This window comes from Comamonadaceae bacterium OTU4NAUVB1, from assembly GCA_024372625.1.
Lineage (GTDB): Bacteria > Pseudomonadota > Gammaproteobacteria > Burkholderiales > Burkholderiaceae_C > Variovorax.
Map to the genome: position 1 here is coordinate 1,244,469 of CP099605.1, position 26,054 is coordinate 1,270,522.

Genomic DNA, 26,054 nt, shown 5'->3' on the forward strand with positions numbered 1-26,054 from the left:
GTCAGCTCCCCAGTGCCTGGAGCCCGCCCATGCCGGCGAGCAGGCCGTTGGCGCCGGGCGGCGCCAGGCGGCCGGCCTCGTCGGTGATGCCCATGCGCAGCAGCCAGGCCTCGAACTCGGGCGCGCGCTGGAGGCCCAGCGTCTCGCGCAGGAACAGCGCGTCGTGGAACGACGTGCTCTGGTAGTTGAGCATCACGTCGTCGGCGCCCGGCACGCCGATGAGGAAGGTCAGGCCGGCGGTCGCCAGCAGCACCAGCAGCGTGTCCATGTCGTCCTGGTCGGCCTCGGCGTGGTTGGTGTAGCAGACGTCGCAGCCGATCGGCAGGCCCATCAGCTTGCCGCAGCAGTGGTCCTCCAGCCCGGCGCGGATGATCTGCTTGCCGTCGAACAGGTATTCCGGTCCGATGAAGCCGACCACCGTGTTGATCAGCAGCGGCCGGTAGCGCCGCGCCAGCGCATAGGCGCGCACCTCGCAGGTCTGCTGGTCGACGCCGAAGTTCGCATCGGCCGACAGCGCGCTGCCCTGGCCGGTCTCGAAGTACATGACGTTGTCGCCGACGGTGCCGCGATGCAGCGAACGCGCCGCGTCGTGGGCCTCGTCGAGCAGCTCGGGCGTGACGCCGAAGGACAGGTTGGCCTTCTCCGTGCCGGCGATCGACTGGAACACCAGGTCGACCGGGGCGCCGGCCTCCGCCAGGCGCAGCGTGTTGGTCACGTGCGTGAGCACGCAGCCCTGGGTCGGGATCTCGAAGCGCTGGACGACCTCGTCGATCATGCGCATCAGGCGCCCGAGCACCGGCAGGCTGTCGGAGGCCGGATTCAGGCCGATCACGGCGTCGCCCGCGCCGTAGAGCAGGCCGTCGAGCATGGAGGCCGCGACGCCGCGCAGGTCGTCGCTCGGGTGGTTGGGCTGCAGGCGCACCGCCAGGTGGCCGGGCAGGCCGAGGGTGTTGCGAAAGCGCGTGACCACGCGGCACTTGCGCGCCACCGCGATCAGGTCCTGGTTGCGCATCAGCTTGGAGACGGCGGCCACCATCTCGGGCGTGAGCCCGGGCGCGAGCGCGCCCAGTGCCGCCGTGCTCGCGCGCGCCGACAGCAGCCAGTCCCGGAAGCCGCCGACCGTGAGGTGCGCCACCGGCGCGAAGGCGTTCGCGTCGTGGCCGTCGACGATCAGGCGCGTGACGTTGTCGCTCTCGTAGGGGATCAGCGCCTCGGTCAGGAACTGCTTGAGTGGCGTGTCGGCCAGCACGTGGCGCGCGGCCATGCGCTGCTGCGCGGTCGCCGCGCCGATCCCGGCGAGGTAGTCGCCCGAGCGTGCCGGGCTGGCGAAGGCCATGACCTGCCGGAGGTCGTCGAAGGCGAAGACCTGGGCGTCGAGCGTGGTGCGGTAGCGCATCGGAAAAGCTCCTCGGAAGACATGGAACCGAGTCCACTTTGCCACCGCAGCAAGAGCGATGCCACGGGGGCGCGTTCCGGCCCCGCCGAATCCCGCGGCTGGGCGGGGAGGGGCTGCCCATAATCGGGCCGTCCCAACCCCTTCCATCCCACGAGGTCCACCTTGAAATCTCTCTTCTTCGCCGGCGCCATCCTCCTCGCCGCGACGTCCGCCGCCTGGGCCCAGGCGCCCGCCCAGCCCGTCACCACCCCGAGCGGCCTGGTCTACCAGTCCCTCAAGGAAGGCACCGGCGCCTCGCCCGCGGCCAGCGACACCGTCAAGGTCCACTACCGCGGCACGCTGCAGGACGGCAAGGAATTCGACAGCTCCTACAAGCGCGGCGAGCCGATCGAGTTCCCGCTCTCCGGCGTCATCCCGTGCTGGACCGAGGGCGTGCAGAAGATGAAGCCCGGCGGCAAGGCCAAGCTGACCTGCCCGCCCGCCATCGCCTACGGCGCGCGCGGAGCCGGCGGCGTCATCCCGCCGAACGCGACGCTGAATTTCGAGGTCGAGCTGATCTCGATCAAGAAATAAACATTCGGACGCGGTCCCGCCCGATGGCGTGGTCGCGACATCGAACGCTGGAAACTCCATGACAACCACACAAGACGATTTCCCGCTGGCATCCGACCCGAAGAGGATTTTCGTCTTCGACGAGGTCTACCCGTTCAGGGCCGCGCAGGAGCAGGCCGAGAAGAAGAAGCTCGACGCCTTCGGTCTGATCGCCAAGTTCAATCCGCTCAACCGGCCACGCCACGACACGGTGCTGCTGTCGCGCCAGGAGATGCGGCTGGAACCGTTCTGGCATGTGGTAGCCCAGCGCTCGGTCGATTACACCTGCCAGGTCACCTACCAGGTGCCGGTCCACAACCCCTACGCCCAGTCGCTGCAGGTGGAAGAGCAGCGCCACGAGGTGGCACGGCAGAAGGACAAGGCCCGCATCGAATTCGTCGCCACCGAGCTTTGCCATCGGAAGATCCAGTTCGACCGGATGATCGACGGCATGCAGCGCGACATCAAGACGTCGGCCCTGAAGTCCTACATCGAAAAATACAAGTTCACGGAGTCCGAGGGGGTGGAGCGTCCGGGCGAACTGCTCAGACCCTTCATCTCGCTGGCCGCCGCAACGCAGATCGCGGTCGCGTCATTGACGTCCGAGGCCATCAATGCCTTCGAAATCCAGAAGGACCACACTGATTTCGAACGCACCCACCTCTACTTGCGGCCGGTCTTCGCGTTCGAGTTCAGGTGGAGCAGTGCGGACAAGGTCGGCGTCATCGAGGTTGACGGCCTGACGGGTGAGGTCATCGAGAACGGCCGCTGGTTCAAGGAAAAACTCGACGAGGTGCTTACGCGCGACATGCTCATCGACATCGGCGCGGAAGTCACCGGCGCCTTCATCCCGGGTGGAGGCACGGCCGTCAAACTGCTTGGCAAGTTCACCGAGCCGCGCCGTCCGTAGCAAGCCGGCCGACCGGCCGACAGGCCGAAGCCACCCTAGAACGGCTGGTACTGGTAGAGCCAGGTCTCCGTCAGCGTCTGGTCCCCGTTCTTCAGGTAGAGCCGCATGTCGACCGGCTCGGTGCCCTCGACCGTGAAGTCGAACTGCGCGCGCCAGTGGCCGGGCACGCCGTTGGGCACGGCCTCGGAGAAGATGTAGGAAAAGCGCCCACGCGAGGCCGTCAGCACCAGTTCGGGCTTCACGCCGAAGGGCAGCGCGGCGAGCGGGCCGCCGACGAACTCGACCATGAACTTGCGCACGCCGCCCGGGCGCGGCTGGCCGGGCTGGCCGCCGCGGCCGATGCGCGTGGCCATGCAGCGCCCGAGCGGGGAGGGGAACGGCTCCTTGTCGGTCCAGTGCAGCCGGTACTTCAGCGCGTAGCTCGACCCGGCCTTCGCCGGTGCCTTTGGGACCCAGAAGGCGACCGTGTTGTCGTGGATCTCGTCGTCGGTCGGGATCTCGACGAGCTGCACCGCGCCCTCGCCCCAGTCGCCCAGCGGCTCGACCCACAGGCTCGGGCGCTTCTCGTAGAAGACGCCGTCCTGGTAGTGGTCGAAGGCGCGGTCGCGCTGCAGCAGGCCGAAGCCGCGCGGGCGCGTGTCGGTGAAGGCCGAGGCGCGCGTCTGGGTCGGGTTGTTGAGCGGGCGCCAGATGTGCTCGCCCGCGCCGTTCCACATCGCCAGGCCATCGGAGTCGTGCACCTCCGGGCGCCAGTCGATGCCCCCGGGCTTGACGGTCTCCGAATACCAGTACATCGAGGTCAGCGGGGCGATGCCCAGGCGGGCGACGTCCTTGCGCAGGAAGAGCTGGCAGTCGATGTCCATCAGCACGGCCGCGTCGCGCCGCATGACGAACTTGAAGGCGCCGGTGATGCTGGGGCCCTCCAGCAGGGCGTAGACGGTGACGCTGCGGCTGCCCTCGGCCGGCGGCTCGAAGTGGAAGCGCGTGAAGGTCGGGAATTCCTCCGGCTTGTCGGGCACCGCCACGTCGATGGCGATGCCGCGCGCCGACAGGCCGTACTGGTAGAGCTCGCCGATGGCGCGGAAGTACGAGGCGCCCAGGAAGGCGACCCAGTCGTTCTTCTTCCAGTCGAGCTTGGCCTGGTCGCCCAGGCGGCTTTCCTGCAGGCGGAAGCCGGCGAAGCCCGCGCCGTCGGGCAGCTGGCGCGCCGGGCTGTCGGCGGGCATGTCGAAGTAGGCCGCGTCGTAGAGGATCTCGCGCGAGAAGACGTCGCCGCCGGCGTTCTCCAGCACGTGCATGTGCACCGGCACCTGGAAGAAGCGCCCGAGGTGGAAGAAGGTGACCGGGTAGGCGCCGGGGCCGTCCTTGAACAGCGCGCTGCCGGTGTCGAAGCGGATCTTGCCGTGCGTCTCGTAGTCGATGCGCTCGAGCACGTCGGCCGGCAGCGTGCCGTCCACCACGTAGGGGCGGGCGGCGAGCGAGCGGGCCTGTGCGGCGAGGCGTTCGAAGGAGAACGGCGCTGGGTTGCCCAGCTTGAGCCCGGTGGCCGCGAGCGCGGCGGCGGGCAGTCCGAGGGAGGCGAGCGCGACGGAGGCGCTGCCGGCGGCGAGGAAGGATCGTCGGTCTAGCATCCGGCCCATGGTAGCGATGGCGCCGGGGCCGACCTGTATCCGGATGCCACGAACGGCTTCAGCCCGCCATCAGCTTCTGCACCAGCTCGGCCGTGGTGGCGGCGGCGTACTTGCGCATCAGGCGCGCGCGGTGCAGCTCGACGGTGCGGTGGCTGATGCCCAGCACGCGGCCGATCTCCTTGGAGGTGAGGCCCTGCATGACCTGCGCGGCCACCTCGCGCTCGCGCGGCGTCAGCGCCGCCTTGGCGTGGCGGCGCGAGCCCAGGTCCTCGAAGGTCCAGATGCCCGACTCGTGCGGCCGGTCGCGGTTGAGCGCGTGGCCGGTGACGTGGCACCAGAAGGTCTCGCCGGCGAAGGCGCCGTGCAGGTCGCCCAGCCGGCGCATCATGCGGTGGTCGGCGTAGCGGCCGCTGGCGTTGAGGATCGGCACCAGGCGCCGGCCGATGCGCTCGAACTCCACCGCGCTCGGGTAGAGCACCCGCAGCGACCGGCCGATCAGCTCGGCCTTGGTCGCGCCGAACATCTCGCACAGGCGGGCGTTGCAGTCGAGGATGCCGCGTTCGCGCGAGAGCACCATGCCCACCGGCGCGTGCTCGAAGGCCAGGCGGTAGTCGATGCCGACGGCGGCGGTGGGGTCGTTCCGGGGGCTGTCCATTACGAGTTACTACGTATGCGGGTACGTAGTATCGTTCCAGGGTTTTCCGCATCGCGTCATTTCACTTTCCGCCCACCTCCAACCCCTCCAACTCGCAAGGACCTCGACCTCATGGCGAACAAGATCTATCCCTCCGCCGAAGCGGCGCTCCAAGGCGTCGTCGCCGACGGGCAGACGCTGGCCGTCGGCGGCTTCGGCCTCTGCGGCATCCCCGAGGCGCTCATCGACGCCCTGCGCGACTCGGGCGCGAAGGACCTCACCTGCGTGTCCAACAACGCCGGCGTCGACGGCTTCGGCCTCGGCAAGCTGCTGGAGACGCGCCAGATCAAGAAGATGGTGGCGAGCTACGTGGGCGAGAACAAGGAGTTCGAGCGCCAGTACCTCGCCGGCGAACTCGAGCTGGAGTTCACGCCCCAGGGCACGCTGGCCGAGAAGCTGCGCGCCGGCGGCGCCGGCATTCCGGCCTTCTTCACCAAGACCGGCGTGGGCACGCAGGTCGCCGAAGGCAAGGAACTGCGCGAGTTCGATGGCGAGACCTACGTCATGGAGCACGCCATCGTGCCCGACGTGTCGCTGGTCAAGGCCGACGTCGCCGACAAGTCCGGCAACCTGCGCTTCCGCCTGACGGCGCGCAACTTCAACCCGGCCGCCGCGATGGCCGGCAAGGTCTGCATCGTGGAGGTGGAGCGCATCGTCGAGGTCGGCGAGCTCGCGCCCGACGACATCCATCTGCCGGGCATCTACGTGCACCGCATCGTGCTCAACGCCCACCCGGAGAAGCGCATCGAGAAGCGCACCGTGAGCGCCGCCGCCCCGGTCGACGTCGAGGCCGCCAAGGTCGAGGCGCAGGCCGTGATCGCCCAGGCCGCCGTCATCGACGAGATGCCCGTGCCCACCGTCCCCGCCAACCAATCGCAAGGAGCCTGAACATGCCCTGGACCCAAGACCAGATGGCCGCGCGCGCGGCCCAGGAACTCGAGGACGGCTTCTACGTGAACCTCGGCATCGGCATCCCGACGCTGGTGGCGAACTTCGTGCCCAAGAACAAGGAGGTCTGGCTGCAGAGCGAGAACGGCATGCTGGGCATCGGCGCCTTCCCGACCGAGGACGCGGTCGACGCCGACCTCATCAACGCCGGCAAGCAGACCGTCACCACGCTGCCGGGCTCGGCCATCTTCGGCAGCCACGAGAGCTTCGCGATGATCCGCGGCGGCAAGATCAACCTGTCGATCCTGGGTGCCATGCAGGTGAGCGCCCAGGGCGATCTCGCCAACTGGATGATCCCCGGCAAGATGGTCAAGGGGATGGGCGGCGCCATGGACCTGGTGGCCGGCGTCAAGCGCGTGATCGTGCTGATGGAGCACGTCGCGCGCAAGAAGGACGGCACCCAGGACCTGAAGATCCTGACCCAGTGCACCCTGCCGCTCACGGGGGTGGGCGTGGTCGACCGCATCATCACCGACCTGGCGGTGATCGACGTCACGCCCGAGGGCCTGAAGGTGGTCGAACTGGCCGATGGCGTCACCTTCGAGGCCTTGCAGGAAAAGACCGGCGCGCCGCTCATCGCTCCCTGAGCGGCCGTTTTTCTCCCGCCCGGCAGCGGCACCGGGCGGGCCGCCGCGTCGCTCGACGCGACGGTCGGCCGGAGCGCCCGCGGGCCTTCGCGGCCACTTCCCTCGCTTCCTCCCTTCCTCGTTCCCGTCTTCGCGGTTCGTCCGTCGCCGGTGTCGCAACGGACGGCGTCGCTCGCAATTCCGCACAATTCCCGGCGCCGTATTCGAATTGCCGGAACACCGTCGATCGGCACCTCGCCGAATTGCTCCCGGCAATCGGCGTGCCCGTGTAACGCGTCCGCGACATCAATTGGGATCAATTCCGAGAATTCGGAAGAAGATATTTCTATTCGCGATCGGCCGGTCGGGAAGGCATCGTTCGAGAGGCCGTTTCTCCTCGAAGAACCCTGTCCCTTCCGGGAGTGTGGGGCATACTGCCGGGCCGTGCACGAAATTCGCGGGACGTTGCCGGAATTGATCATCGGCAATTTCCCGGAACCGAATTGATCGGGCGCATCGACGCGTGATAACGATCGCGGAATTGAATGGCAAGACATCGAATAAGAAGGAGGATTTTCCGTGTCGCATGTGAAAACCGGATGGCCCGGATGCATCGGAGCCGCACCGTCATCGGCGTCGCCGGCGCCGTTTTCCCTGGCCGCGTTCCTCTCCGCATCGACCCCGCGTCGGCGTTTTGCACGCCGCGCGCGGTCGCGCTAGCGCGTGGAGGCGCACGCCATGGCGGCGCGCAAGGTCCTGTGCATCGCACCGGCCTGGCGCCCCGCGGACGTGGACGCGGCGTTGCGGGCCGACGGCTGGGACGTGGCCTGGGCGGACGACCTCGCGGGCGCGCAGCGCCTGCAGGGCGCGTTCCAGGCGCGGTTGTGCCTGCTGCTGCTCGATCGCGTGGACACCGCGCTGGTCCGGCAGATCGGCGCGGCCGTGCACGCGATCGCGGACGTGGAATGGATCGCCGCGATGCCGCCGGAGGCGATGGCGCCGCCGGAGTTGCGCGAACTGCTGCTCGACGTCTTCCTCGACTTCCACGTCGGGCCGATCCAAGGCGACGTCCTGCTGCCGATGCTCTCGCACGCCCACCGCCGCGCGCTGCTGCGGGCCTCGCTGCGCGACGCGCCGGTGGGCGAATCGACCAACGACCTGGGACTGATCGGGCGCAGCCCGGCCATGACGCTGCTGCGTCGACAGATCGTCAAGCTGGCCGCGACCGACGCGCCGGTGCTGATCGACGGCGAGCGCGGCACCGGCAAGGAGCGGGTGGCGCGGGCGATCCACGAGCGCTCGGCGCGCGCGGACCGGCCCTTCGTCGCGGCGCACTGCGGCGCGTGGCCCGCCGCCGAGGTCCGCCTGGAGGTCTTCGGCGCGGACGCGGTCGCGCGCCCGTTCGGCACGGGCGACGGCGCGGCCGAGGCCACGGGCGGCCTGCTCGCCGCCGCGCGGGAGGGGACGCTCTTCCTGGACGGGGTCGAGCGCCTGCCGGCGGACGCGCAGGCCCGCCTGCTGCGCCTGCTCCAGGATCGCACGGAGCGGCGCCTGGGCATGGGCCCGGCGGTGGCGGACGCGTCGGACGCGCGCGTGATCGCCGCCTCGCAGCTCCAGCTGTCGCAGGCGGTGGCGCAGGGCCGGTTCCGGGAGGACCTGTTCGACCGGCTCGACGTGCTGTCGATCACGGTCCCGCCGCTGCGCGAGCGCAAGGACGACATCGCGCTGCTGGCACGCCACTGCCTCCAGCACTGCGCCGACGAGCGCCGGACGCGCGTCGAGGGCTTCAGCCGGCAGGCGATCGACGCCATGGTGGCGCACGACTGGCCGGGCAACGTGCGCGAACTCTGCAACCGCGTGCAGCGGGCGGTGGTGATGACCGATCGCCGCCTCATCTCGGCGTCGGACCTCGAACTCGGCCTGTCGGGCGAGCGCGGCGCGGCCCCGCACATGGACCTGGACGCCGCGCGCATGCGCGCCGAGCGCGAGGCCATCCGCATGGCGCTGGCGCGCGGCGGCCACAACATCTCGCGCGCGGCGCGCGAACTCGGCATCTCGCGCATGACGCTCTACCGGCTGATGGCCAAGCACCGCGTCGCCGGCGCCGACGCCTGAGGGGCGGCCTCAGGCCGGCGGTGTCGCGGGCGCGGGGGGCAGGAGCGCGTCGCGCTGCGCGGCCACCGTCTCGCGCACGAAGGCCCAGGCCGCCTGCAGGCGCGCGACGTGCCGGGTCTCCTCGGGCATCGACATCCAGAAGGTGCGCGTGAAGCTCGCCTGCGCCGGCAGCACGGCGCGCAGCGTCGGGTCGCGCCCGGCGACGAAGGCCGGCAGCACCGCGATGCCGGCGCCGGCGGCCACGGCGGCGTGCTGCGCCAGGATGCTGGTGCTGCGCAACGCGAAGGCCTCCGGCCGGCCCAGTTCGTCGAGGTAGTGCAGCGCCTTGCTGAAAAGCAGGTCGTCGACGTAGCTGACGAAGCGGTGGCCGCGCAGGTCCTCGCGCGAGGCGATGGGCGGGTGCGCGGCGAGGTAGGTCTCGGACGCGTAGAGGCGCAGCGCGTAGTCGCACAGCCGGGTCACCACCACCGGCCCGCGCGCCGGGCGCTCCAGCGAGATCACGATGTCGGCCTCGCGCCGCGACAGGTTGACCAGGCGCGGCAGGGCCAGCAGGTCGATCACCAGCCTCGGATGCGTGCGCGCGAACAGGGCCAGCCGGGGCGCCAGCACGACGGCGCCGAATCCCTCGGTGGCGCCGATGCGCACCACGCCCGCGAGGCCCTCGGGCGAGGACGGCGCCGCGCGCTCGATGCGGCGGAACGCCGTCTCCATGGCCTCGACCTGCGGCTGCAGGGCGCGCCCGGCCTCGGTCAGCCGGTGGCCGTCGGCCTCGCGCGTGAACAGGGGGGCGCCGACCTGCTTCTCCAGCGCCTGGATGCGCCGGGCGACCGTCGTGTGGTCGACCGCCAGACCGCGCGCGGCGCTCTGCAGCGTGCCGGAGCGGGCGAGTTCGAGGAAGAAGCGCAGGTGGTCCCAGTCCATGGCGCGCATTCTGCATTCCCGCAAAGCGGCAACGCGTTTGTGTCTATTGCCATCGCAAAAGTGCAAAGCTAGCATGGCCCGCATTCCGTGATCCCGCCAACGAAAGAGACATTCCCCATGGACGCCACCACCACGCCGACCGTCGAGGTCGCCACCGTCAAGCTGCTGATCGGCGGCAAGTTCGTCGAATCGACCACCACCGAATGGCGCGACGTCGTCAATCCGGCCACCCAGGAGGTGCTCGCGCGCGTGCCCTTCGCGACCGCCGACGAGGTCGATGCGGCCGTGGCCTCGGCGCAGGGCGCGTTCAAGACTTGGCGCAAGACGCCCGTGGGCGCGCGTTCGCGCATCTTCCTGAAGTACCAGCAGCTCATCCGCGAGCACATGGGCGAGCTCGCCGCCATCCTGACGGCCGAGCAGGGCAAGACCCTGCCCGACGCCGAGGGCGATGTCTTCCGCGGGCTGGAGGTGGTCGAGCACGCATCGGGCATCGGCAACCTGCAGCTCGGCGAGCTGGCCAACAACGTCGCCAACGGCGTCGACACGTACACGCTGCTGCAGCCGCTGGGCGTGTGCGCGGGCATCACGCCGTTCAACTTCCCGGCCATGATCCCGCTGTGGATGTTCCCGATGGCCATCGCCACGGGCAACACCTTCGTGCTCAAGCCCTCCGAGCAGGACCCGATGGTCACCATGCGCCTGTGCGAGCTGGCGCTCGAGGCCGGCGTGCCCCCGGGCGTGCTCAACGTCGTGCATGGCGGCGAGGCGGTGGTCAACGCCATCTGCGACCACCCCGACATCAAGGCGATCTCCTTCGTCGGCTCGACCAGGGTCGGCACCCACGTCTACCACCGCGCCTCGGCCACCGGCAAGCGCGTGCAATGCATGATGGGCGCGAAGAACCACGCCATCGTGATGCCCGACGCCAACAAGGAGCAGACCCTGAACGCGCTGGCCGGCGCGAGCTTCGGCGCCGCCGGGCAGCGCTGCATGGCGGTGTCGGTGGCGGTGCTGGTGGGCGAGGCGCGAGACTGGGTGCCCGACCTGGTGGCCAAGGCGAAGACGCTCCGGATCGGCGCCGGGACCGACAAGGGCGTCGACGTCGGCCCGCTGGTGTCCTGCGCCGCCTACGAGCGCGTCAACGGCCTGATCGAACGCGGGGTGGCCGACGGCGCCACGCTGGCCCTGGACGGCCGCAACCCCACCGTGCCGGGCTACGAGCGCGGCAACTTCGTCGGCCCGACCGTGTTCGCCGACGTCGTGCCCGGCATGACGATCTACGAGCAGGAGATCTTCGGCCCCGTGCTGTGCACGGCCAACGCGGAGACCCTGGACGAGGCCATCGCCATGATCAACGACAATCCCAACGGCAACGGCACGGCGATCTTCACGCAGTCCGGCGCCGCGGCGCGACGCTTCCAGGAGGAGATCGACGTCGGCCAGGTCGGCATCAACGTGCCGATCCCGGTGCCGGTGCCGATGTTCTCCTTCACCGGCTCGCGCGCCTCCAAGCTCGGCGACCTCGGCCCCTACGGCAAGCAGGTGGTCATGTTCTACACGCAGACCAAGACCGTGACGGCGCGCTGGTTCGACGACGCCAGCCTGGGCCAGGGCGTCAACACGACCATCAGCCTGAAGTGAGCGGCGCACCGCGACGACCGGCGACGGCGGTGGCGGCGGCGCGCGCGCTGGCCGTCCTGGTGCTGTGCGGCGCCGGGCTCGCCGGCGCGGCCGACGACGCCGATCCGTCCGCCTGCCGGCCCGACGGCAACCAGCAGCAGATGAACGCCTGCGCCGTGCGCGACTTCCGCGCCGCCGACGCCGCGCTCAACATCCGCTACCGCGAGGTCATGGCCGAGCTGCCCACCGCGCCGCGCGTCGCGTTGCGCAAGGAACAGCGCGACTGGCTGCGTCGGCGCGACCCCGCCTGCAAGACCGAGGCACGCGCCAGCGAGGGCGGCTCGATCTGGCCGCTCGTGTTCCACGCCTGCCTGGAGAAGGCGAGCCGCGAACGAACCACCGAACTCGAAGCCTGGAAGGGCCGCCGATGAATTTCGAACCGTCCGAGGAACAGCTCGCCTTCGCGCAGACCGCGCGCGACTTCGCCGCCGCCGAGTTCGCGCCGCACGCCGCGCGCTGGGACGCCGAGTCCGTTTTCCCGCGCGAGGCCATCGCGAAGGCCGGTGAACTGGGGCTGTGCGGCCTCTACGCGCCGGAGCGCATCGGCGGCCTCGCGCTGCCGCGCCTGGACGCCACGCTGGTGTTCGAGGAGATGGCCGCGGTCGACCCGTCGACCACCGCCTTCCTCACGATCCACAACATGGTCGCCTGGATGCTGGGCACCTGGGGCGGCGACGCCGTGCGCGAGCGCTGGGGCGAGGACCTCGCGAGCGGGCGCCGGCTCGGCTCCTATTGCCTGACGGAGCCGGGCGCGGGCTCCGACGCGGCCGCGCTGAAGACGCGGGCGCGCCGCGACGGCGACGCCTGGGTCGTCGACGGCGGCAAGGCCTTCATCTCCGGCGCCGGCGCGACCGACGTGCTGATCGTCATGGCGCGCACCGGCGGCGGCGGGGGCGGCGGGGTCTCGGCCTTCGCGGTGCCGGCCGACGCGCCCGGCGTGAGCTACGGCAAGAAGGAACACAAGATGGGCTGGAACAGCCAGCCCACGCGCACCATCGCCTTCGACGGCGTGCGCGTGCCGGCGGACCACCTGCTGGGCGCCGAGGGCGAGGGCTTCCGCATCGCCATGAAGGGGCTCGACGGCGGACGCGTCAACATCGCGACCTGTTCGGTCGGCGCGGCCCAGGGGGCGCTCGACGCCGCGCGCGCCTACCTGCACGACCGCAGGCAGTTCGGCCAGCCGCTCGCGAGCTTCCAGGCGCTGCAGTTCAGGTTCGCCGACATGGCGACCGAACTCGTCGCCGCGCGGCAGATGGTGCGCCTGGCCGCGAGCAAGCTCGACGCCGCGCATCCCGACGCCTCCACCTACTGCGCGATGGCCAAGCGCTTCGCCACCGACGTCGGCTTCAAGGTCTGCAACGACGCCCTGCAGCTGCATGGCGGCTACGGCTACCTGGCCGACTTTCCGCTGGAGCGGCTGGTGCGCGACACGCGCGTGCACCAGATCCTCGAAGGCACCAACGAGATCATGCGGGTCATCGTGGCGCGCAAGGTCCTCGACAAGGACATCCGATGACCGATCCCGCGAACGACGCCGTCGTTCTCTTCAGGACCCTGCCGACCGCCGGCGGCCGGCACTTTGGCGTCGCCACGCTGAACGCGCCGGCCTCGCTCAACGCCCTGTCGGTGGACATGGTGCGGCTGCTGACGCCGCAACTGCGCGCCTGGGCGGCCGACGACGGCATCGTCGGCGTGCTGCTGGACGCGGCGGGCGAGAAGGCGTTCTGCGCCGGCGGCGACCTGCGCGCGCTCTACCGGACCCTGCTGGAGCGCAAGGCGCAGCGCAACGCCTATGCCGAGCGCTTCTTCGGCGAGGAGTACGAGCTCGACCACCTGATCCACACGTACCCGAAGCCGTTCCTCGGCTGGGGCCACGGCATCGTCATGGGCGGCGGCGTCGGCCTGCTGGCGGGGGCGTCGCACCGCGTCGTCACCGAAGGCAGCCGCGTGGCGATGCCCGAGGTCAGCATCGGCCTCTATCCGGACGTCGGCGGCAGCTGGTTCCTGCGCCGCATGCCCGGGCGCACGGGACTGTTCCTGGCCTTCACGGCCGCGCCGCTGAACGCGGCCGACGCGATCTTCTGCGGCCTGGCCGACGTGATGGTGCCGCAGGCGGCCAAGGCGCGGGTGCTCGAGGCCGTCTCGACGGCGCCCTGGCGCGGCGAGCCGCAGGCCGACCGCGCGCTGCTGTCGACGCTGCTGGCCCAGGCCGGGGAGGGCGCGGTCCTGCCGGCGTCGAAGCTGCGCGAGCACCTCGACCTCGTCAACGCCACCCTGGCCGGCGACGACCTGGGCGAGATCGACCACCGCCTGCGCGCGCTGCCCGGACGCAGCGACGACCCCTGGCTGCAGACCGCCGCCAAGACCTACGTGCGTGGCGCGCCGAGCTCGGTGGCGCTGTCCTGGGCGCTGTGGCAGCGCGTGCCGCGCATGTCGCTGGCCGAGGTGTTCCGGCTCGAATACCAGGCCTCGCTCGGCTGCTGCGCCCATGCCGACTTCGCCGAGGGCATCCGCGCCGTACTGGTCGACAAGGACCGCAACCCGCGCTGGAACCCCGCGACGCTCGACGAGATCACGCCGGACTTCATCGACGACCACCTGCGGGCGCGCGGCGACATGGCGCCCGAACTCGCCGCCCTGCGCTGAGCCGCATCGAACCAAGCATCCACGGAGACACACATGAAGATCGCTTTCATCGGCCTGGGCCACATGGGCGGCCCGATGGCGCTGAACCTGCACAAGGCCGGCCATGCCCTGACCGCTTTCGACCTTTCCGGCGAGGCCTGCGACCGGCTGGCGTCCGAGGGCGTGTTCATCGCCGCGACGGCCGCCGACGCGGTGGAGGGCGCCGAGGCCGTGGTCAGCATGCTGCCGGCCAGCGCGCACGTCGACGCGCTCTACTTCGGCGCCGACGGCCGGGCGGGCCTGCTCGAATCGATCGCGCCCGGCGCGCTGGTCGTCGACAGCAGCACCATCGCCGCGGCCACCTCGCGCAGGGTGGCCGCCGCCGGCGCGGCGCGCGGGCTGGCCGTGATCGACGCGCCGGTCTCCGGCGGCACCGGCGCCGCCATCGCCGGCACGCTGACCTTCATGGTCGGCGGCGCGGCGGCCGACCTCGAACGCGCCCGGCCCCTGCTGGAGGCGATGGGCGCCAACGTGTTCCACGCCGGCGAGGCCGGCGCCGGCCAGACCGCCAAGATCTGCAACAACATGCTCCTGGGCATCCTGATGATCGGCACGTCCGAAGCCATCGCCCTGGGCGTGGCCAACGGACTCGATCCGAAGGTGCTCTCGGAGATCATGCGGCGCAGCTCGGGCGGCAACTGGGCGCTGGAGAAGTACAACCCGCTGCCGGGCGTGATGGAGACGGCACCCGCCGCCAAGGGCTATGCCGGGGGCTTCGGCACCGACCTGATGCTCAAGGACCTGGGCCTCGCGCAGGAGAACGCCGCCGCCGTGCGCGCCGCCACGCCGCTGGGCGGCCTGGCGCGCAACCTGTATGCCGCGCACAGCCTGGCCGGGCACGGCGCGTTGGACTTCTCCAGCGTCATCAAGTCGTTCCAGAAGCCGGCCTGAGCCGCGCGCCGGCCGGTACCGGCCGACGACGCCGGCCTCAGCGCGGCGTGACGCGCAGGACGCGCCCCTCCCGGGCGTCGGTCAGCAGGTAGAGCGCGCCGTCGGGGGCGGCGCGCACGTCGCGCAGGCGTTCGTCGAGTTCGGTGAAGAGCGTCTCCTGCGGGCCCGGCACGCCGCCGGCCAGCGGCACGCGGCGCACGCTCTTCTCCTTCAGCGCGGTCACGAACAGGCTGCCGCGCCAGGCCGGGAACATCGGGCCGTCGTAGTGCGCCATGCCGGCCGGCGCGATCGACGGCGTCCACTCGACCAGCGGCGGGGTGACGCCCGGGTAGGTGCGGTAGGGCGTGATGCGCGCACCGGTGTAGTCGACGCCGCCGGTGGTGACCGGCCAGCCGTGGTTGGCGCCGGGCTCGATGCGGTTGAGCTCGTCGCCGCCCTTGGAGCCGTGCTCGTGCGCGTAGAGCGCGCCCCGCGCCGGCAGGCTCACCATGCCCTGCGGGTTGCGGTGGCCGAGGCTGTAGATCTCCGGCAGGGCGCCCGCGCGGCCGACGAAGGGGTTGTCCGCCGGCACGCCGCCGTCGCGGCCGACGCGCACGATCTTGCCCAGGTGCGTCGAGAGGCGCTGCGCGTCGGTGCGCTCCAGGTTGCCGTCGCCCATGCCCACGACCAGCGTGCCGTCGGCCAGCAGCGCCATGCGCCCGCCGAAATGCTGCGTGTGCGACTTCGCGGGCCGCGAGGTGAAGATCGCGCGCACGTCGTGCAGCCGCGCGCCGTCGAAGCGCGCCCGCACCACGCGCAGGTGGTTGGCCGACGGCGTGCCGTGCGCGAAGGACAGGTAGAGCACGCCGTTGGCGGCGAAGTCCGGATCGAGCATGACGTCGAACAGGCCCGACTGGCCCTCGGCCAGCACCGCCGGCACGCCCTCCACCGGCGCGGCGCGCAGGCGGAAGCCGCCGGCCGCGTCGCGCTCGACGACGCGCAGGCGTCCGGGGCGTTCGGTCACCAGCAGCCGCCCGTCGGGCAGGGTGGCCAGCGACCAGGGGTGGTCGAGCCCGTCGGCGACGGACTCGATGCGGTAGGCGGCGCGCGGCGCGACATCGGTCGACGGACCGGCCGCCCGCGCCGGCGCGCCGGCCAGCCAGCTCGCGCCCGCGAGTGTCATGACGATCGCGAGGGACGGGCGGCGCGGACGATGATGCATTCGATATCCTCGATGGAGAAAAGCAGAGGGGCCCGCCGGGGCCGTCGCCGGCCCGGTGGGGCTTGCGGTTATCACACACCCTTCCCAGGAAATTCCGCATGTCCCCACGCCGCACCCCCCTGTCCGCCAGACCCTGGCGGCGCACCGTCGCGGCGTTCCTCGGCGCGGCGCTGGTGGCGGCGGCCTGGGGGTCGGTGGCCCAGACGCAGGTCACGATGAACGCGCTGGTGGCCCTGGGCGTCGCGATGCCCTGGGACCTGCGGCTGCGCACCACGCTGCAGGATCTGATGGGCTTCGGCCCGGTCTACGCGGCGATCGTGCTCGTCGCCTGGGTGCCGGCCTTCGCCGTGGCGGGCGCGCTGGCCCGGCGTGCGCGGGCCTGGCGACCGGTGCTGTTCCCGGTCGCGGCGGGCGTGGCGCTGGGCACGGCGTTCGCCTTCGCCGATGCCGTCGCGCCGATGCCGGTCTTCATCGATGCCACGCGCGGCTGGGGCGGGACGATGGCGATGGTGCTCGGTGGCGTGCTGGGCGGCCTGCTGTACACGCGCTGGACGCGTCCGAGGCCATGACGAAGCGTGCGGTGGACGGCGGCGGTGAGTCCGCGCCGGCGTCGGGCCGCCCCGGCCGCGTCGCCCGAGCGACTCACCCGCGCTCGTTGCGCCGGATCGCCAGGGCCACGACGGCCACGCCGGCCGCGACGACGAGCGCGTCCTCGATCAGGCCGCTGCGCGTCTGCCCGAGGCGCGCCATCGCCCGCTTGCGGCCGGCCAGGGTCAGGTAGGCCAGCGGCACGGCGGTGGCGACCGCCACCGCGGCGCCGCGCTTCTCGTCGCCGCGCGGCGCCAGCGCCGCGCCCGCGATGCCCGCGCTCGCCACGCGCGCGAGCAGGCCGAGGAAGACGGTGCGGTCCGGCGCGTTCTTCATCTTGTCGCCGAACAGTTCCCCCACGCCCATCGCCAGGGCGCCGTACTTGAACAGCGGCCGGTCCAGCAGCGCGAGTCCGCCGGGCGTGGCGTGGCCGGCGAGGCGCGCCGCCGCGAGGCCGGCCATCGGGGTCATGGAGCGCGCGCTGGCGACGGCGCCGATCAGGGCGGAAAAGAGCAGGCGACAGGAAATCATGGGACGGTCCGGGTGAGGGTCGAGCGCCCGATGGTCGCGAGCGGCCGCGGGCGCGGACAGGGGCCGGACACGCGAAGGCGTGTAGGAAGCGATGGCGGCGCGGGAACGCCCATGGGCGACGGCGTCCGCGTCCGCGATCCGCCTATTTCTTCTCGTGGCCGTGCTTCGCGGTCTTCTCGGCCTGGTCGAAATCCTCCTTCTTCGGCGCGCCCTCGGCGCCCGGTTCGCGCATGTGCTCGCCGCTGCCGTGCTTGATGCGTTCCTGCTTGGCGTGGATGTTGGCGTAGAGGCCGGGTTTCTTCTTGGCGGCGGTCATGGGGGTGCTCCTGGAAGTGGAGCAGGCACGGTAGGTCGCGCCGGGTGGCGGCCCGTGTCGGCGCCGCCGCGCGGTCGGCGTAGGAGGGCGCGGCGGCCCGGTGCGGGCGCCGCGTCAGACCGGTGCCGGCCGGGGACTGCGCGCGTAGAGCGCCACGCCGACGGCCACGACGGTCGTCGCGCACAGGAAGATCCAGGCGTACGTCGACGCCGCGCTCCAGCCATGGCGTTCGCTGGCGTCGGCGATCTGCCCGAAGGTCCACGAGGTCACCGCCGAGCCCAGGAAGACGAAGGTGTTGAGCACGCCCAGTCCGCGCCCGCGCAGGGCCGGCGCCACCAGGCCGCGTCCGTGCGCCATCACCAGCGGATGCACCATGCCGATCGTCGCCAGGCCCGTCAGCAGCGCGACGCCCGGCCACAGGCCCGAATCGGGCCACGCGGCCAGGGTCGCGCCGCAGGCCAGCGGCAGCAGCGACCAGGCGAGCACGGCGGCGCGCAGCGACAGGCGCCGCATCAGCATCGGCAGCAGCAGGGCGGCGCCGAAGCCGCCCAGGCTCACGACCGCCAGCGCCAGGCCGCGCGCGTCGGTGCCCAGCGCGAAGACGTCGGCGAGGTACGGCCCGCCCCAGGCGTTGCGGAAGGTCGTGCCCGCGGCCATCGCCACGCACAGCGGGATCAGCGTCCACATCGCCGGGATGCCCAGCAGGCGCAGGCTGCCCGCGAGCAGCGCGACGGGGCGCTCGGCGCGCGCCTCGGCGTGGCCGGCGTCGCGCACGTGGCGCCAGATGCCCGTGCAGGCGGCCAGCATGCATACCGCGGCCACCGCCAGGGCCGCGCGCCAGCCGAAGCGGTGCGCGGCCCAGCCCAGCGGCGCCGTCGCGCACAGGGCACCGAGCATGGACAGCGCGTTGGCACGGCTGACCACCGTCGCGTAGCGCGACGCCGGCAGCTGCTCCGAGGCGAAGTGCATCAGCCCCATGAAGACCGGCGCGCACGCCAGGCCGAGCCCGGCCTGCGCCACCATCGCCGTGCCGCCGCCCGGCGCCACGACGAAGAGCACCGCCGCCACCACGCCCAGTGCCGTGAGCAGCCGCGTCGGCCGGCCGACGCCATAGCGGTCGAAGGCGATCCCCACCGGGATCTGCGCCACCGCGAAGGCCAGGAAGAAGGACGAGGACAGCGCGCCGAAACCCGCCGGCGACAGGGCCAGGTCGTGCTGCAGCTCCGGTGCGATGACGGCCAGGCAGGTGCGGAAGAACTGGCTCAGCGCGAAGGCGAAGGTGAGGGCGCGGATGCCGCGCATGCCGTCCGTGCCGCCCGTGGCGGGCGCCGGAATCGCGCTCACCCCTTGGGCACCGCCATCCCGCGCTGCACCGCCGGGCGCGCGCCGACCTCGGCGAGCCAGCGGTGGAAGTTCAGCTTGGTCGCCAGCGATCCGGCCAGCGCGTCCTTCAGGAAGGTGGTGGCCGCGACGCTCCAGCCGTAGCAGGCGATGTCGGCGATGGTGTAGTCGTCGCCCGCCAGGTAGGGGTGCCGGGCGAGCTGGCGGTCCATCACGCCGAGCAGGCGGTCGGCTTCCTCGGTGAAGCGGGCGATGGCCAGCGGCGCCTTTTCCTTGGAACGCACGGCGAAGAAACCGAGCTGGCCGAGCATCGGGCCCAGGCCGCCCATCTGCCAGTTGAGCCATTCCAGCGCCTTCCAGCGCGCCGCGCCCGAGGGCGCGAGGAAGCGGCCCCGACCGTGGGTGTCGGCCAGGTAGGTGAGGATGGCGCCGCTCTCGAAGATCGACAGCGCGCCGCCCTCGGCCGCGTCGTCGATGATGGCGGGGATCTTGTTGTTGGGGGACACCGCGAGGAACTCGGGCGAGAACTGCTCGTTCTTGCCGATGTCGATCGGCCGCACGGCGTAGGGCAGGCCGAGCTCCTCGAGCAGGATGGAGATCTTGCGGCCGTTGGGCGTGGTCCAGGTGTAGAGCGTGATCATGGAGGTGCGTTTTCGAAGGAAGAAGCGGACGGGAGACATCCGGCGCCCATTCGACCACGCCCGCCGCGCGTCAGCGTTCGCCTTGGCGATAGGGCTTCATCAGCGCCTGCGGATAGCTGGCCTTGCGCGCGACCAGCACCAGCGCGAGGATCGACAGCGCGTACGGCAGCATCAGGTAGAGCTGGTAGGGCAGCGCGGCCTCGCCCGACTGCTGCAGGCGCAGCTGCAGGGCGTCGAAGAAGGCGAACAGCAGCGCCCCCAGCAGCGCCTTGCCCGGTCGCCACGAGGCGAACACCACCAGCGCGACGCAGATCCAGCCGCGGCCGTTGACCATGTTGAAGAAGAAGGCGTTGAAGGCCGACAGCGTGAGGAAGGCCCCCGCCACGCCCATCAGCGCCGAGCCCGCGACGATGGCCGCCGTGCGCGTGGCCGCGACCGACACGCCCTGGCTCTCGGCCGCGTGCGGGTTCTCGCCGACCATGCGCACGGCCAGCCCGGCCGGCGTGCGCGCGAGCACCCAGGCCACCAGCGGCACCAGCAGCAGGGCCAGCAGGGTCAGCGCCGTCTGGGCGCCGAGCACGGGAACCGGCAGCCAGTCCATCGGCGCGAACGGCGTCACGGTGGGCGGCGTGCTCACCTTCGGAAAGCTCACCCGGTAGCCGTAGTGGCTCAGCGCGGTCGCCAGCAGCGTGATCCCGAGGCCCGAGACGTGCTGCGACAGCGCCAGCCCCACGGTGAGGAACGCGTGCAGCAGCCCGAACAGCGCGCCCGCGAGCGCCGCCACCGCGACCCCGCCCCACAGCGGCAGTCCCAGGTAAACCGCCAGCCAGCCGCAGAACGCGCCCGCGACCATGATCCCCTCGATGCCCAGGTTGAGCACGCCCGCGCGCTCGCACAGCAGCACGCCCAGCGTGCCCAGGATCAGTGGCGTGGCGATGCGCAGCGTGGCGATCCAGAACGGCGCGCCGGCGAGCAGGTCGAGGACCTCGTTCATCTCAGCCGCACCCGGAACTGCGCGAGCAGCGTCGCCACCAGCACCGCGATGAGCGCGGTCGCGACGATCACGTCGGCGATGTAGGTCGGCACGCCCACGGCGCGGCTCATGGTGTCCGCGCCCACCAGCACGCCGGCCACGAACACCGCCGCGGCCACCACGCCCAGCGGATGCAGCCCGGCCAGCATGGCGATCACGATGCCCGTGTAGCCGTAGCCCGGCGACAGGTCGAGCGTGACGTAGCCGGTCCGCCCGGCGACCTCGATGGCGCCGGCCAGCCCGGCCAGCGCGCCGGAGACCAGGGCCACCGCGACCACCGTGCGGGTCACCGGCACGCCCGCGAATTCCGCCGCCCGCGCGTTGGCGCCGACCGCGCGCAGGTCGAAGCCCGCGACCGTGCAACGCACCCACGCCCATGCCGTCACGGCCAGCGCCAGCGCCACCAGCAGCCCGGTGTGCACGCGCGTCTGCGCCACCAGCCGGCCGAGTTCCAGCACGCCCTGGAGCGGCACGCTCTGCGGCCAGCCCATCGCCGAGGGGTCCTTCATCGGCCCGTCGAGCAGAGCCGACACGCCCAGCAGCACGATGAAGTTCAGCAGCAGCGTGGTCACCACCTCGTCGACGCCCAGGTGGCGCTTGAGCAGCGCCGGGCCGAGCAGCAGCAGCGCGCCGGCCACGGCGGCGGCGGCCATCGCCAGCGGGAACAGCAGCCAGGGGGTGAGCGCGAAGCCCTCGCCGCCGTGCATGCCGCCCACCGCCACGGCGGCCAGCGCGCCGGCGTAGAGCTGGCCCTCGGCGCCGATGTTGAACAGCCGCGCCCGGAAGGCGACCGCCGCGGCGAGCCCGGTGAGGATCAGCGGCGTCGCGCGCGTGAGCGTCTCGCTCCAGGCGAACACCGACCCGAAGCCGCCCTGCAGCAGCAGCGCGTAGGTGCGCCCGACCGGCGCCCCGGCCCACAGCACCAGCAGCGCGCTGACCGCCAGCGTGAAGGCGACCGCGCCCACCGGCGCGAGCACCAGGGCGGCGCGGGAGGTGGCGGGGCGGCGTTCGAGTCGCATCGGGACCGGGCGCTCAGGCGCCCGCCATGGCCAGGCCGATCGACTGGCGAGTCCAGTGCGCGGCCGGGTGCGCCACGCCCAGCTCGCCGCCGTGCATCACCGCCACGCGGTCGCCCAGCGCCAGCACCTCGTCGAGGTCGTCGGAGATCACCAGCACGGCCGCGCCGGCGTCGCGCGCGGCCAGCAGCTGCGCGTGCACGTACGCGACGGCGCCGACGTCCAGCCCCCAGGTCGGCTGGTGGGCCACGATCAGGCGCGGCGGGGTGCCGTTCCAGGTCCCCGCGACCGGCCCGGGCGCCGTCAGCGCGCGGCCGAGGATCAGCTTCTGCATGTTGCCGCCCGACAGCGACCGGGCCGGCGCGTCGAGTCCGGCGCCGCGCACGTCGTAGGCGGCCTCGATGCGCCGTGCGTGGGCCCGCGCGGCGTCGCGGCGCACCCAGCGCACGCCCGGCAGCAGCCGGCGCGAGAACGCGTCGCCGCGCAGGTGCTCCGACACCGCGTTCTCCCACACCGGCAGATCGCCGACGGTGCCGACGGCGTGGCGGTCCTCCGGCACGCGCGCCACGCCCAGCGCCACCACGTCGGCCGGCGAGGGCGGCAGGGGCCGGCCCAGCAGCCGCACCGTCCCGGCCGTGGCGCGCCGCAGGCCGCACAGCAGTTCGGCCAGCGCGACCTGACCGTTGCCCGACACCCCGGCGACGGCGACGATCTCGCCGGCGCGCAGGGTCAGCGAGGCCTCCTCCAGCCGGTCGTCGCCGGCGCCTCCGGTGTCGACGCGGTCGAGCACGCAGACCGCCTCGCCCGGGCCCGGCGGCGCGCGGTGCCGGGGCGGCGCGGTCACCGCGTGGCCGACCATCCAGCGCGCCAGTTCGGCCTGCGTGGTATCGGCCGCGCGCGCCTGCGCCACCAGCCGGCCGCCGCGCAGCACCGCGACGCGGTGCGACACGCGCAGCACCTCCGGCAGCTTGTGGCTGATGAAGACGATGGACAGGCCCTGCGCCACCATGCGCGCGAGGGTGGCGAACAGCGACTCGGCCTGCTGCGGCGTGAGCACGGCGGTCGGTTCGTCCAGGATCAGGATGCGGGCGCCCCGGTAGAGCGCCTTCAGGATCTCCACCCGCTGGCGCTCGCCCACCGACAGGTCGCCCACGCGGGCGTCGGGCAGCACCGGCAGGCCGAAGCGGCCCGCCACCTCGTGCAGCCGCGCGCGCGCCCGGGCGCGGCGCGAGAACGGCCGCCACAGCGGCTCGGTGCCCATGAGCACGTTGTCCAGCACGCTGAGGTTGTCGGCCAGGGCGAAGTGCTGGTGCACCATGCCGATGCCCGCGGCCAGCGCGGCCTTCGGGTGGCCCGGCGGCAGGCGCCGGCCGAACACCTCGATGCGTCCGGCGTCGGCCGTGTAGTGGCCGAACAGGATCGACATCAGCGTCGACTTGCCCGCGCCGTTCTCGCCCAGCAGGGCCAGCACCTCGCCGGCGTGCAGGGTCAGCGAGATGGCGTCGTTGGCGAGCAGCGGGCCGAAGCGCTTGGTGATGCCCTCGATGCGCAGCACCGGGGGCGGTCCGGCGGCGGGCACGCCGACGAAACTTTCCGGGGGCGTCGCTGCCGTCACCGCCGCGCCTCCCGCTTCAGCGCCAGGCGGCCAGGAAGGCCAGCAGCACCCGGGCCGAGTTGTCCGCCGCGAGGTTCATGAAGGCGTGCATCTCGTTGTCGCCCGCGCCGCCGCCGGCCAGGTCGCTGAGCGAGCGGAAGGCGATGAAGGGCACGCCGTTGCTCCACGCCACCTGGCCGACGGCCGAGGTCTCCATGTCGAGCACGCGGGCGCCGAAGGTGGCGTGGGCGTATTCGCGGAACGCCGCGTTGTCGACGAAGGCCGCACCCGAGACGCCGTTGCCGCCCACCACCAGCTTCGGCCGCGTGCCCAGGCAGCGCATGGCGGCGTCGCAGCGGTTCAGCGCGACGTCCGGCGCCAGCCCGCGCGCGACGGCCAGCATGGCCGGGTCGACCTCGAACCAGAACCGCTCCTCGGCGCCGCGCGCCGAGCGCACGCCGACCGCGCGCGGATGGATCATCCCGAAGGCGGCGAAGCCCGCGTCCTTGCTGGTGCGCGGGGCGGTGAAGCGTCCGGGCGCGGTCTCGCGCGCGAACAGCGATTCGAGGTAGGAGCCCCACTGCGCCGGCACCGCCACGTCGCCGATGCGCAGCGACGGATCGACCCCGCCGGCGATGCCGCTGAAGACGAGGTGCGTGAGCACGAAGCGGTCGAGGGCGCGCTGCGCGTTCAAGGCCGCGTTGGTCATGCTGATGCCCGACAGGAACAGGACCACCGGGTGGCCCTGCAGCGTGCCGGTCGTGAACTCGACGCCGTGGACGCGGTGCGCGACGGGATCGGCCAGCCGGGCGCGCAGCAGCGCGAGTTCGGGCGCGAAGGCCGAGACGACGGCGATGCGCGGCACGGTGTCCAGGCGCGCCCCGTGGTCGGCGGCGCTCGCCGCCGCGGCCGGCGACGCCGACCCTGTGGCGGGCGTCGCGGGCGTCGCGGGCAGCGTGGTCGCGCAGCCCGCGAGCAGGCCCGCGAGCACCGCGATGGCCGCGACGATCGCCCGCCTCATCGCGCGGTCGACTTCGGCGGCGTGTCGTCGACCTTCACGACGAAGGTGCCCGCCAGGATCTCGGCCTGCTTCGCCTGCACGCCGGCCACCGTCGCGGCCGGCACCTTCTTCGCGAAGGTGCCCAGCGGCGCGAGTTCGGCGCCCTTGTGCTTCATGGTCGAGTAGACGCCGTAGTCCTCGGCGGCGAACTTGCCTTCCTTCACCAGGCGGATGGCGCGGTCGGCCGAGGGCCCGAAATTCCACAGCGCCGAGGCGACCACCGTGTCGGGGTACTGGGCCTGGGTGTCGATCACGTTGCCGATGGCGAGCTTGCCTTTCTCCCTGGCCGCGTCGCTGACGCCGAAACGCTCGGCATACATCACGTCGGCGCCCTTGTCGATCATGGCGAAGGCCGCCTCCTTGGCCTTGGGCGGATCGAACCAGCTGTTGATGAAGCTGACGCTGAACTCGACCTTCGGGTTGGTCTCCCTCGCGCCGGCCATGAAGGCGTTCATCAGCCGGTTGACCTCGGGGATCGGAAAGCCGCCGACCATGCCGATGCGGTTCGTCCTGGTCATGCCGCCGGCCACCATGCCCGAGAGGTAGGCCGGCTCCTGGATGTAGTTGTCGAAGACGCTGAAGTTGGGCGCCTGCGGCTTCTGCGACGAGCCCATCAGGAAGGCCACCTTCGGAAAGTCCTTGGCCACGCGCCGCGCCGCCGACTCGACCCCGAACACCTCGCCCAGGATCAACTGGTGGCCGGCCGTCGCGTACTCGCGCATCACGCGCTCGTAGTCCGCGTTGGCCACGTTCTCGGTCGCCTTGTACTCGATCTCCCCGCGCGCCTGGGCCGCCTGCAGCGCCTGGTGGATGCGCCCGACCCATTGCTGCTCGAACGGCACGGTGTAGACGGCCGCGACCTTCAGCTTCGCCCCCGGCGCCGGCTGCGCCAGGGCGACGCCCGGCACGCCCAGCGCCAGTCCCGCCGCCACGGCGGCCCCACGAACGATCCACTCACGGCGTCTGGTCAAGATGCTTCTCCTCGTCGATTGAAAAATCCGTCGGCAGGTCCGGGCCCGGTCTCGGGCCCGGGTCGCGTGCTATTTGGTGCCGAAGATGCGGTCGCCGGCGTCGCCCAGGCCCGGCAGGATGTAGCCGTGGCGGTCGAGCTCGCGGTCGATGGCGGCGGTGTAGATCGGCACGTCCGGGTGCGCTTCCTGGAGGTTCCTGACGCCTTCGGGGCAGGCCAGCAGGCAGACGAACTTGATCGACTTGGGGCTCATCTCCTTGAGCCGCTCGACCGCCGCGATGGCCGAGTTGCCCGTCGCCAGCATCGGGTCGACCACGACGATGTCGCGGTCCTGCATGTCGCCGGGCATCTTGAAGTAGTACTCGACGGCGGTGAGCGTCTTGGGGTCGCGGTACAGGCCGATGTGGCCCACGCGCGCGCCGGGCACCACGCTGAGCATGCCTTCCAGGATGCCGTTGCCCGCGCGCAGGATCGACACCAGCACCAGCTTCTTGCCGTCGATGACCTTGGCGGTCATGGTCTCCAGCGGCGTCTCCACCTCGATGTCCTGCATCGGCATGTCGCGCGTGACCTCGTAGGCCATCAGCATGCTGAGTTCGTTGAGCAGGCGCCGGAAGCTGTTGGTGGACGCCTCCTTGCGCCGCATGAGGGTCAGCTTGTGCTGGACGAGGGGATGGTCGATGACGTGGACGTTGGAGGTGCTTGGACTCATGGAAGGCGACAGACAGGAAGGCG

At 72.0% G+C, this 26,054-nt stretch carries 26 protein-coding genes; 11 read left to right on the top strand and 15 right to left on the bottom strand.

All coding sequences use genetic code 11. From position 1 onward, the window contains the following. Position 1: 1 nt before the first annotated feature. Complete coding sequence (locus tag NF681_09215; GenBank protein ID UST55331.1) at positions 2-1,396, bottom strand: ethanolamine ammonia-lyase subunit EutB; 1,395 nt, start codon at positions 1,394-1,396, stop codon at positions 2-4. A gap of 162 nt (positions 1,397-1,558) precedes the next feature. Between NF681_09215 and NF681_09220 the strand changes: the two genes are divergently transcribed. Both NF681_09220 and NF681_09225 read left to right on the top strand, forming a co-directional pair. Continuing rightward, positions 1,559-1,969, top strand: coding sequence for an FKBP-type peptidyl-prolyl cis-trans isomerase (locus NF681_09220; GenBank protein UST55332.1), 411 nt, complete (start codon positions 1,559-1,561; stop codon positions 1,967-1,969). A gap of 58 nt (positions 1,970-2,027) precedes the next feature. Then, a complete protein-coding gene (locus NF681_09225) occupies positions 2,028-2,897 on the top strand; it encodes a hypothetical protein (GenBank protein UST55333.1) in 870 nt (289 codons plus the stop codon). Between the two features lie 35 nt (positions 2,898-2,932). Here NF681_09225 and NF681_09230 read toward each other — a convergent pair whose 3' ends face one another. Both NF681_09230 and NF681_09235 read right to left on the bottom strand, forming a co-directional pair. Continuing rightward, entirely contained in the window at positions 2,933-4,528 is a 1,596-nt protein-coding gene (locus NF681_09230; protein ID UST55334.1) for a glucan biosynthesis protein D, read from the bottom strand. A 58-nt stretch (positions 4,529-4,586) separates the two neighbouring features. Beyond that, on the bottom strand, positions 4,587-5,183 hold the full coding sequence (locus tag NF681_09235) for a LuxR C-terminal-related transcriptional regulator (GenBank protein ID UST55335.1): 597 nt from the start codon (positions 5,181-5,183) through the stop codon (positions 4,587-4,589). Between the two features lie 111 nt (positions 5,184-5,294). On the opposite strand from NF681_09235, the gene NF681_09240 reads away from it, so the two are divergent. The 3 genes from NF681_09240 (at position 5,295) to NF681_09250 (ending at position 8,851) form a co-directional block, all read left to right on the top strand. Continuing rightward, on the top strand, positions 5,295-6,110 hold the full coding sequence (locus NF681_09240; GenBank protein ID UST55336.1) for a CoA transferase subunit A: 816 nt from the start codon (positions 5,295-5,297) through the stop codon (positions 6,108-6,110). Positions 6,111-6,112: 2 nt separating this feature from the next. Next, complete coding sequence (locus NF681_09245) at positions 6,113-6,757, top strand: 3-oxoacid CoA-transferase subunit B (protein UST55337.1); 645 nt, start codon at positions 6,113-6,115, stop codon at positions 6,755-6,757. Between the two features lie 717 nt (positions 6,758-7,474). Further along, complete coding sequence (locus tag NF681_09250) at positions 7,475-8,851, top strand: sigma-54 dependent transcriptional regulator (protein ID UST55338.1); 1,377 nt, start codon at positions 7,475-7,477, stop codon at positions 8,849-8,851. A 9-nt stretch (positions 8,852-8,860) separates the two neighbouring features. Here NF681_09250 and NF681_09255 read toward each other — a convergent pair whose 3' ends face one another. Next, positions 8,861-9,772 carry a LysR family transcriptional regulator gene (locus tag NF681_09255; GenBank protein UST55339.1) on the bottom strand — a complete coding sequence of 304 codons (912 nt, stop codon included), beginning with the start codon at positions 9,770-9,772 and terminating at the stop codon, positions 8,861-8,863. 117 nt (positions 9,773-9,889) lie between these two features. On the opposite strand from NF681_09255, the gene NF681_09260 reads away from it, so the two are divergent. The 5 genes from NF681_09260 to mmsB are packed head-to-tail and all read left to right on the top strand — an operon-like array spanning position 9,890 to position 15,028. Further along, positions 9,890-11,413 carry a CoA-acylating methylmalonate-semialdehyde dehydrogenase gene (locus NF681_09260; protein ID UST55340.1) on the top strand — a complete coding sequence of 508 codons (1,524 nt, stop codon included), beginning with the start codon at positions 9,890-9,892 and terminating at the stop codon, positions 11,411-11,413. Beyond that, on the top strand, positions 11,410-11,823 hold the full coding sequence (locus NF681_09265) for a lysozyme inhibitor LprI family protein (GenBank protein UST55341.1): 414 nt from the start codon (positions 11,410-11,412) through the stop codon (positions 11,821-11,823). Before NF681_09260 ends, NF681_09265 begins: the two co-directional genes overlap by 4 nt. Then, entirely contained in the window at positions 11,820-12,968 is a 1,149-nt protein-coding gene (locus tag NF681_09270) for an acyl-CoA dehydrogenase family protein (protein ID UST55342.1), read from the top strand. The genes NF681_09265 and NF681_09270 overlap by 4 nt, the downstream gene beginning before the upstream one ends. Then, the gene (locus NF681_09275) at positions 12,965-14,098 is read left to right on the top strand and encodes an enoyl-CoA hydratase/isomerase family protein (protein ID UST55343.1); all 1,134 of its coding nucleotides are present in this window, start codon (positions 12,965-12,967) and stop codon (positions 14,096-14,098) included. Before NF681_09270 ends, NF681_09275 begins: the two co-directional genes overlap by 4 nt. A 33-nt stretch (positions 14,099-14,131) precedes the next feature. Then, on the top strand, positions 14,132-15,028 hold the full coding sequence (gene mmsB, locus NF681_09280) for a 3-hydroxyisobutyrate dehydrogenase (GenBank protein ID UST55344.1): 897 nt from the start codon (positions 14,132-14,134) through the stop codon (positions 15,026-15,028). 37 nt (positions 15,029-15,065) lie between these two features. Here mmsB and NF681_09285 read toward each other — a convergent pair whose 3' ends face one another. Further along, a complete protein-coding gene (locus tag NF681_09285; protein UST55345.1) occupies positions 15,066-16,229 on the bottom strand; it encodes a PQQ-dependent sugar dehydrogenase in 1,164 nt (387 codons plus the stop codon). A 98-nt stretch (positions 16,230-16,327) separates the two neighbouring features. On the opposite strand from NF681_09285, the gene NF681_09290 reads away from it, so the two are divergent. Next, positions 16,328-16,798 (top strand): hypothetical protein, encoded by a 471-nt coding sequence (locus NF681_09290; protein ID UST55346.1) that lies wholly within the window; start codon positions 16,328-16,330, stop codon positions 16,796-16,798. 73 nt (positions 16,799-16,871) lie between these two features. Here the strand turns inward: NF681_09290 and NF681_09295 are convergent, their stop codons facing one another. The 10 genes from NF681_09295 to upp form a co-directional block, all read right to left on the bottom strand. Continuing rightward, the gene (locus NF681_09295) at positions 16,872-17,348 is read right to left on the bottom strand and encodes a hypothetical protein (protein ID UST55347.1); all 477 of its coding nucleotides are present in this window, start codon (positions 17,346-17,348) and stop codon (positions 16,872-16,874) included. A gap of 142 nt (positions 17,349-17,490) precedes the next feature. Then, positions 17,491-17,664: a hypothetical protein gene (locus NF681_09300; protein UST55348.1), complete on the bottom strand. Its 174-nt coding sequence runs from the start codon at positions 17,662-17,664 to the stop codon at positions 17,491-17,493. A gap of 114 nt (positions 17,665-17,778) precedes the next feature. Beyond that, on the bottom strand, positions 17,779-18,966 hold the full coding sequence (locus NF681_09305; GenBank protein UST55725.1) for an MFS transporter: 1,188 nt from the start codon (positions 18,964-18,966) through the stop codon (positions 17,779-17,781). A gap of 38 nt (positions 18,967-19,004) precedes the next feature. Next, entirely contained in the window at positions 19,005-19,646 is a 642-nt protein-coding gene (locus tag NF681_09310) for a glutathione S-transferase N-terminal domain-containing protein (protein ID UST55349.1), read from the bottom strand. A 70-nt stretch (positions 19,647-19,716) separates the two neighbouring features. Beyond that, on the bottom strand, positions 19,717-20,640 hold the full coding sequence (locus NF681_09315) for an ABC transporter permease (GenBank protein UST55350.1): 924 nt from the start codon (positions 20,638-20,640) through the stop codon (positions 19,717-19,719). After that, positions 20,637-21,698, bottom strand: coding sequence for an ABC transporter permease (locus NF681_09320; GenBank protein ID UST55351.1), 1,062 nt, complete (start codon positions 21,696-21,698; stop codon positions 20,637-20,639). Before NF681_09320 ends, NF681_09315 begins: the two co-directional genes overlap by 4 nt. Positions 21,699-21,711: 13 nt before the next feature. Further along, positions 21,712-23,310: an ABC transporter ATP-binding protein gene (locus tag NF681_09325; protein UST55352.1), complete on the bottom strand. Its 1,599-nt coding sequence runs from the start codon at positions 23,308-23,310 to the stop codon at positions 21,712-21,714. A gap of 16 nt (positions 23,311-23,326) precedes the next feature. Continuing rightward, complete coding sequence (locus tag NF681_09330; protein UST55353.1) at positions 23,327-24,310, bottom strand: 5'-methylthioadenosine/S-adenosylhomocysteine nucleosidase; 984 nt, start codon at positions 24,308-24,310, stop codon at positions 23,327-23,329. Beyond that, entirely contained in the window at positions 24,307-25,320 is a 1,014-nt protein-coding gene (locus NF681_09335) for a BMP family protein (protein ID UST55354.1), read from the bottom strand. The genes NF681_09330 and NF681_09335 overlap by 4 nt, the downstream gene beginning before the upstream one ends. 69 nt (positions 25,321-25,389) lie before the next feature. Next, positions 25,390-26,031, bottom strand: a complete 642-nt coding sequence (gene upp, locus NF681_09340) for a uracil phosphoribosyltransferase (GenBank protein ID UST55355.1) — start codon at positions 26,029-26,031, stop codon at positions 25,390-25,392. Positions 26,032-26,054 lie beyond the last annotated feature (23 nt).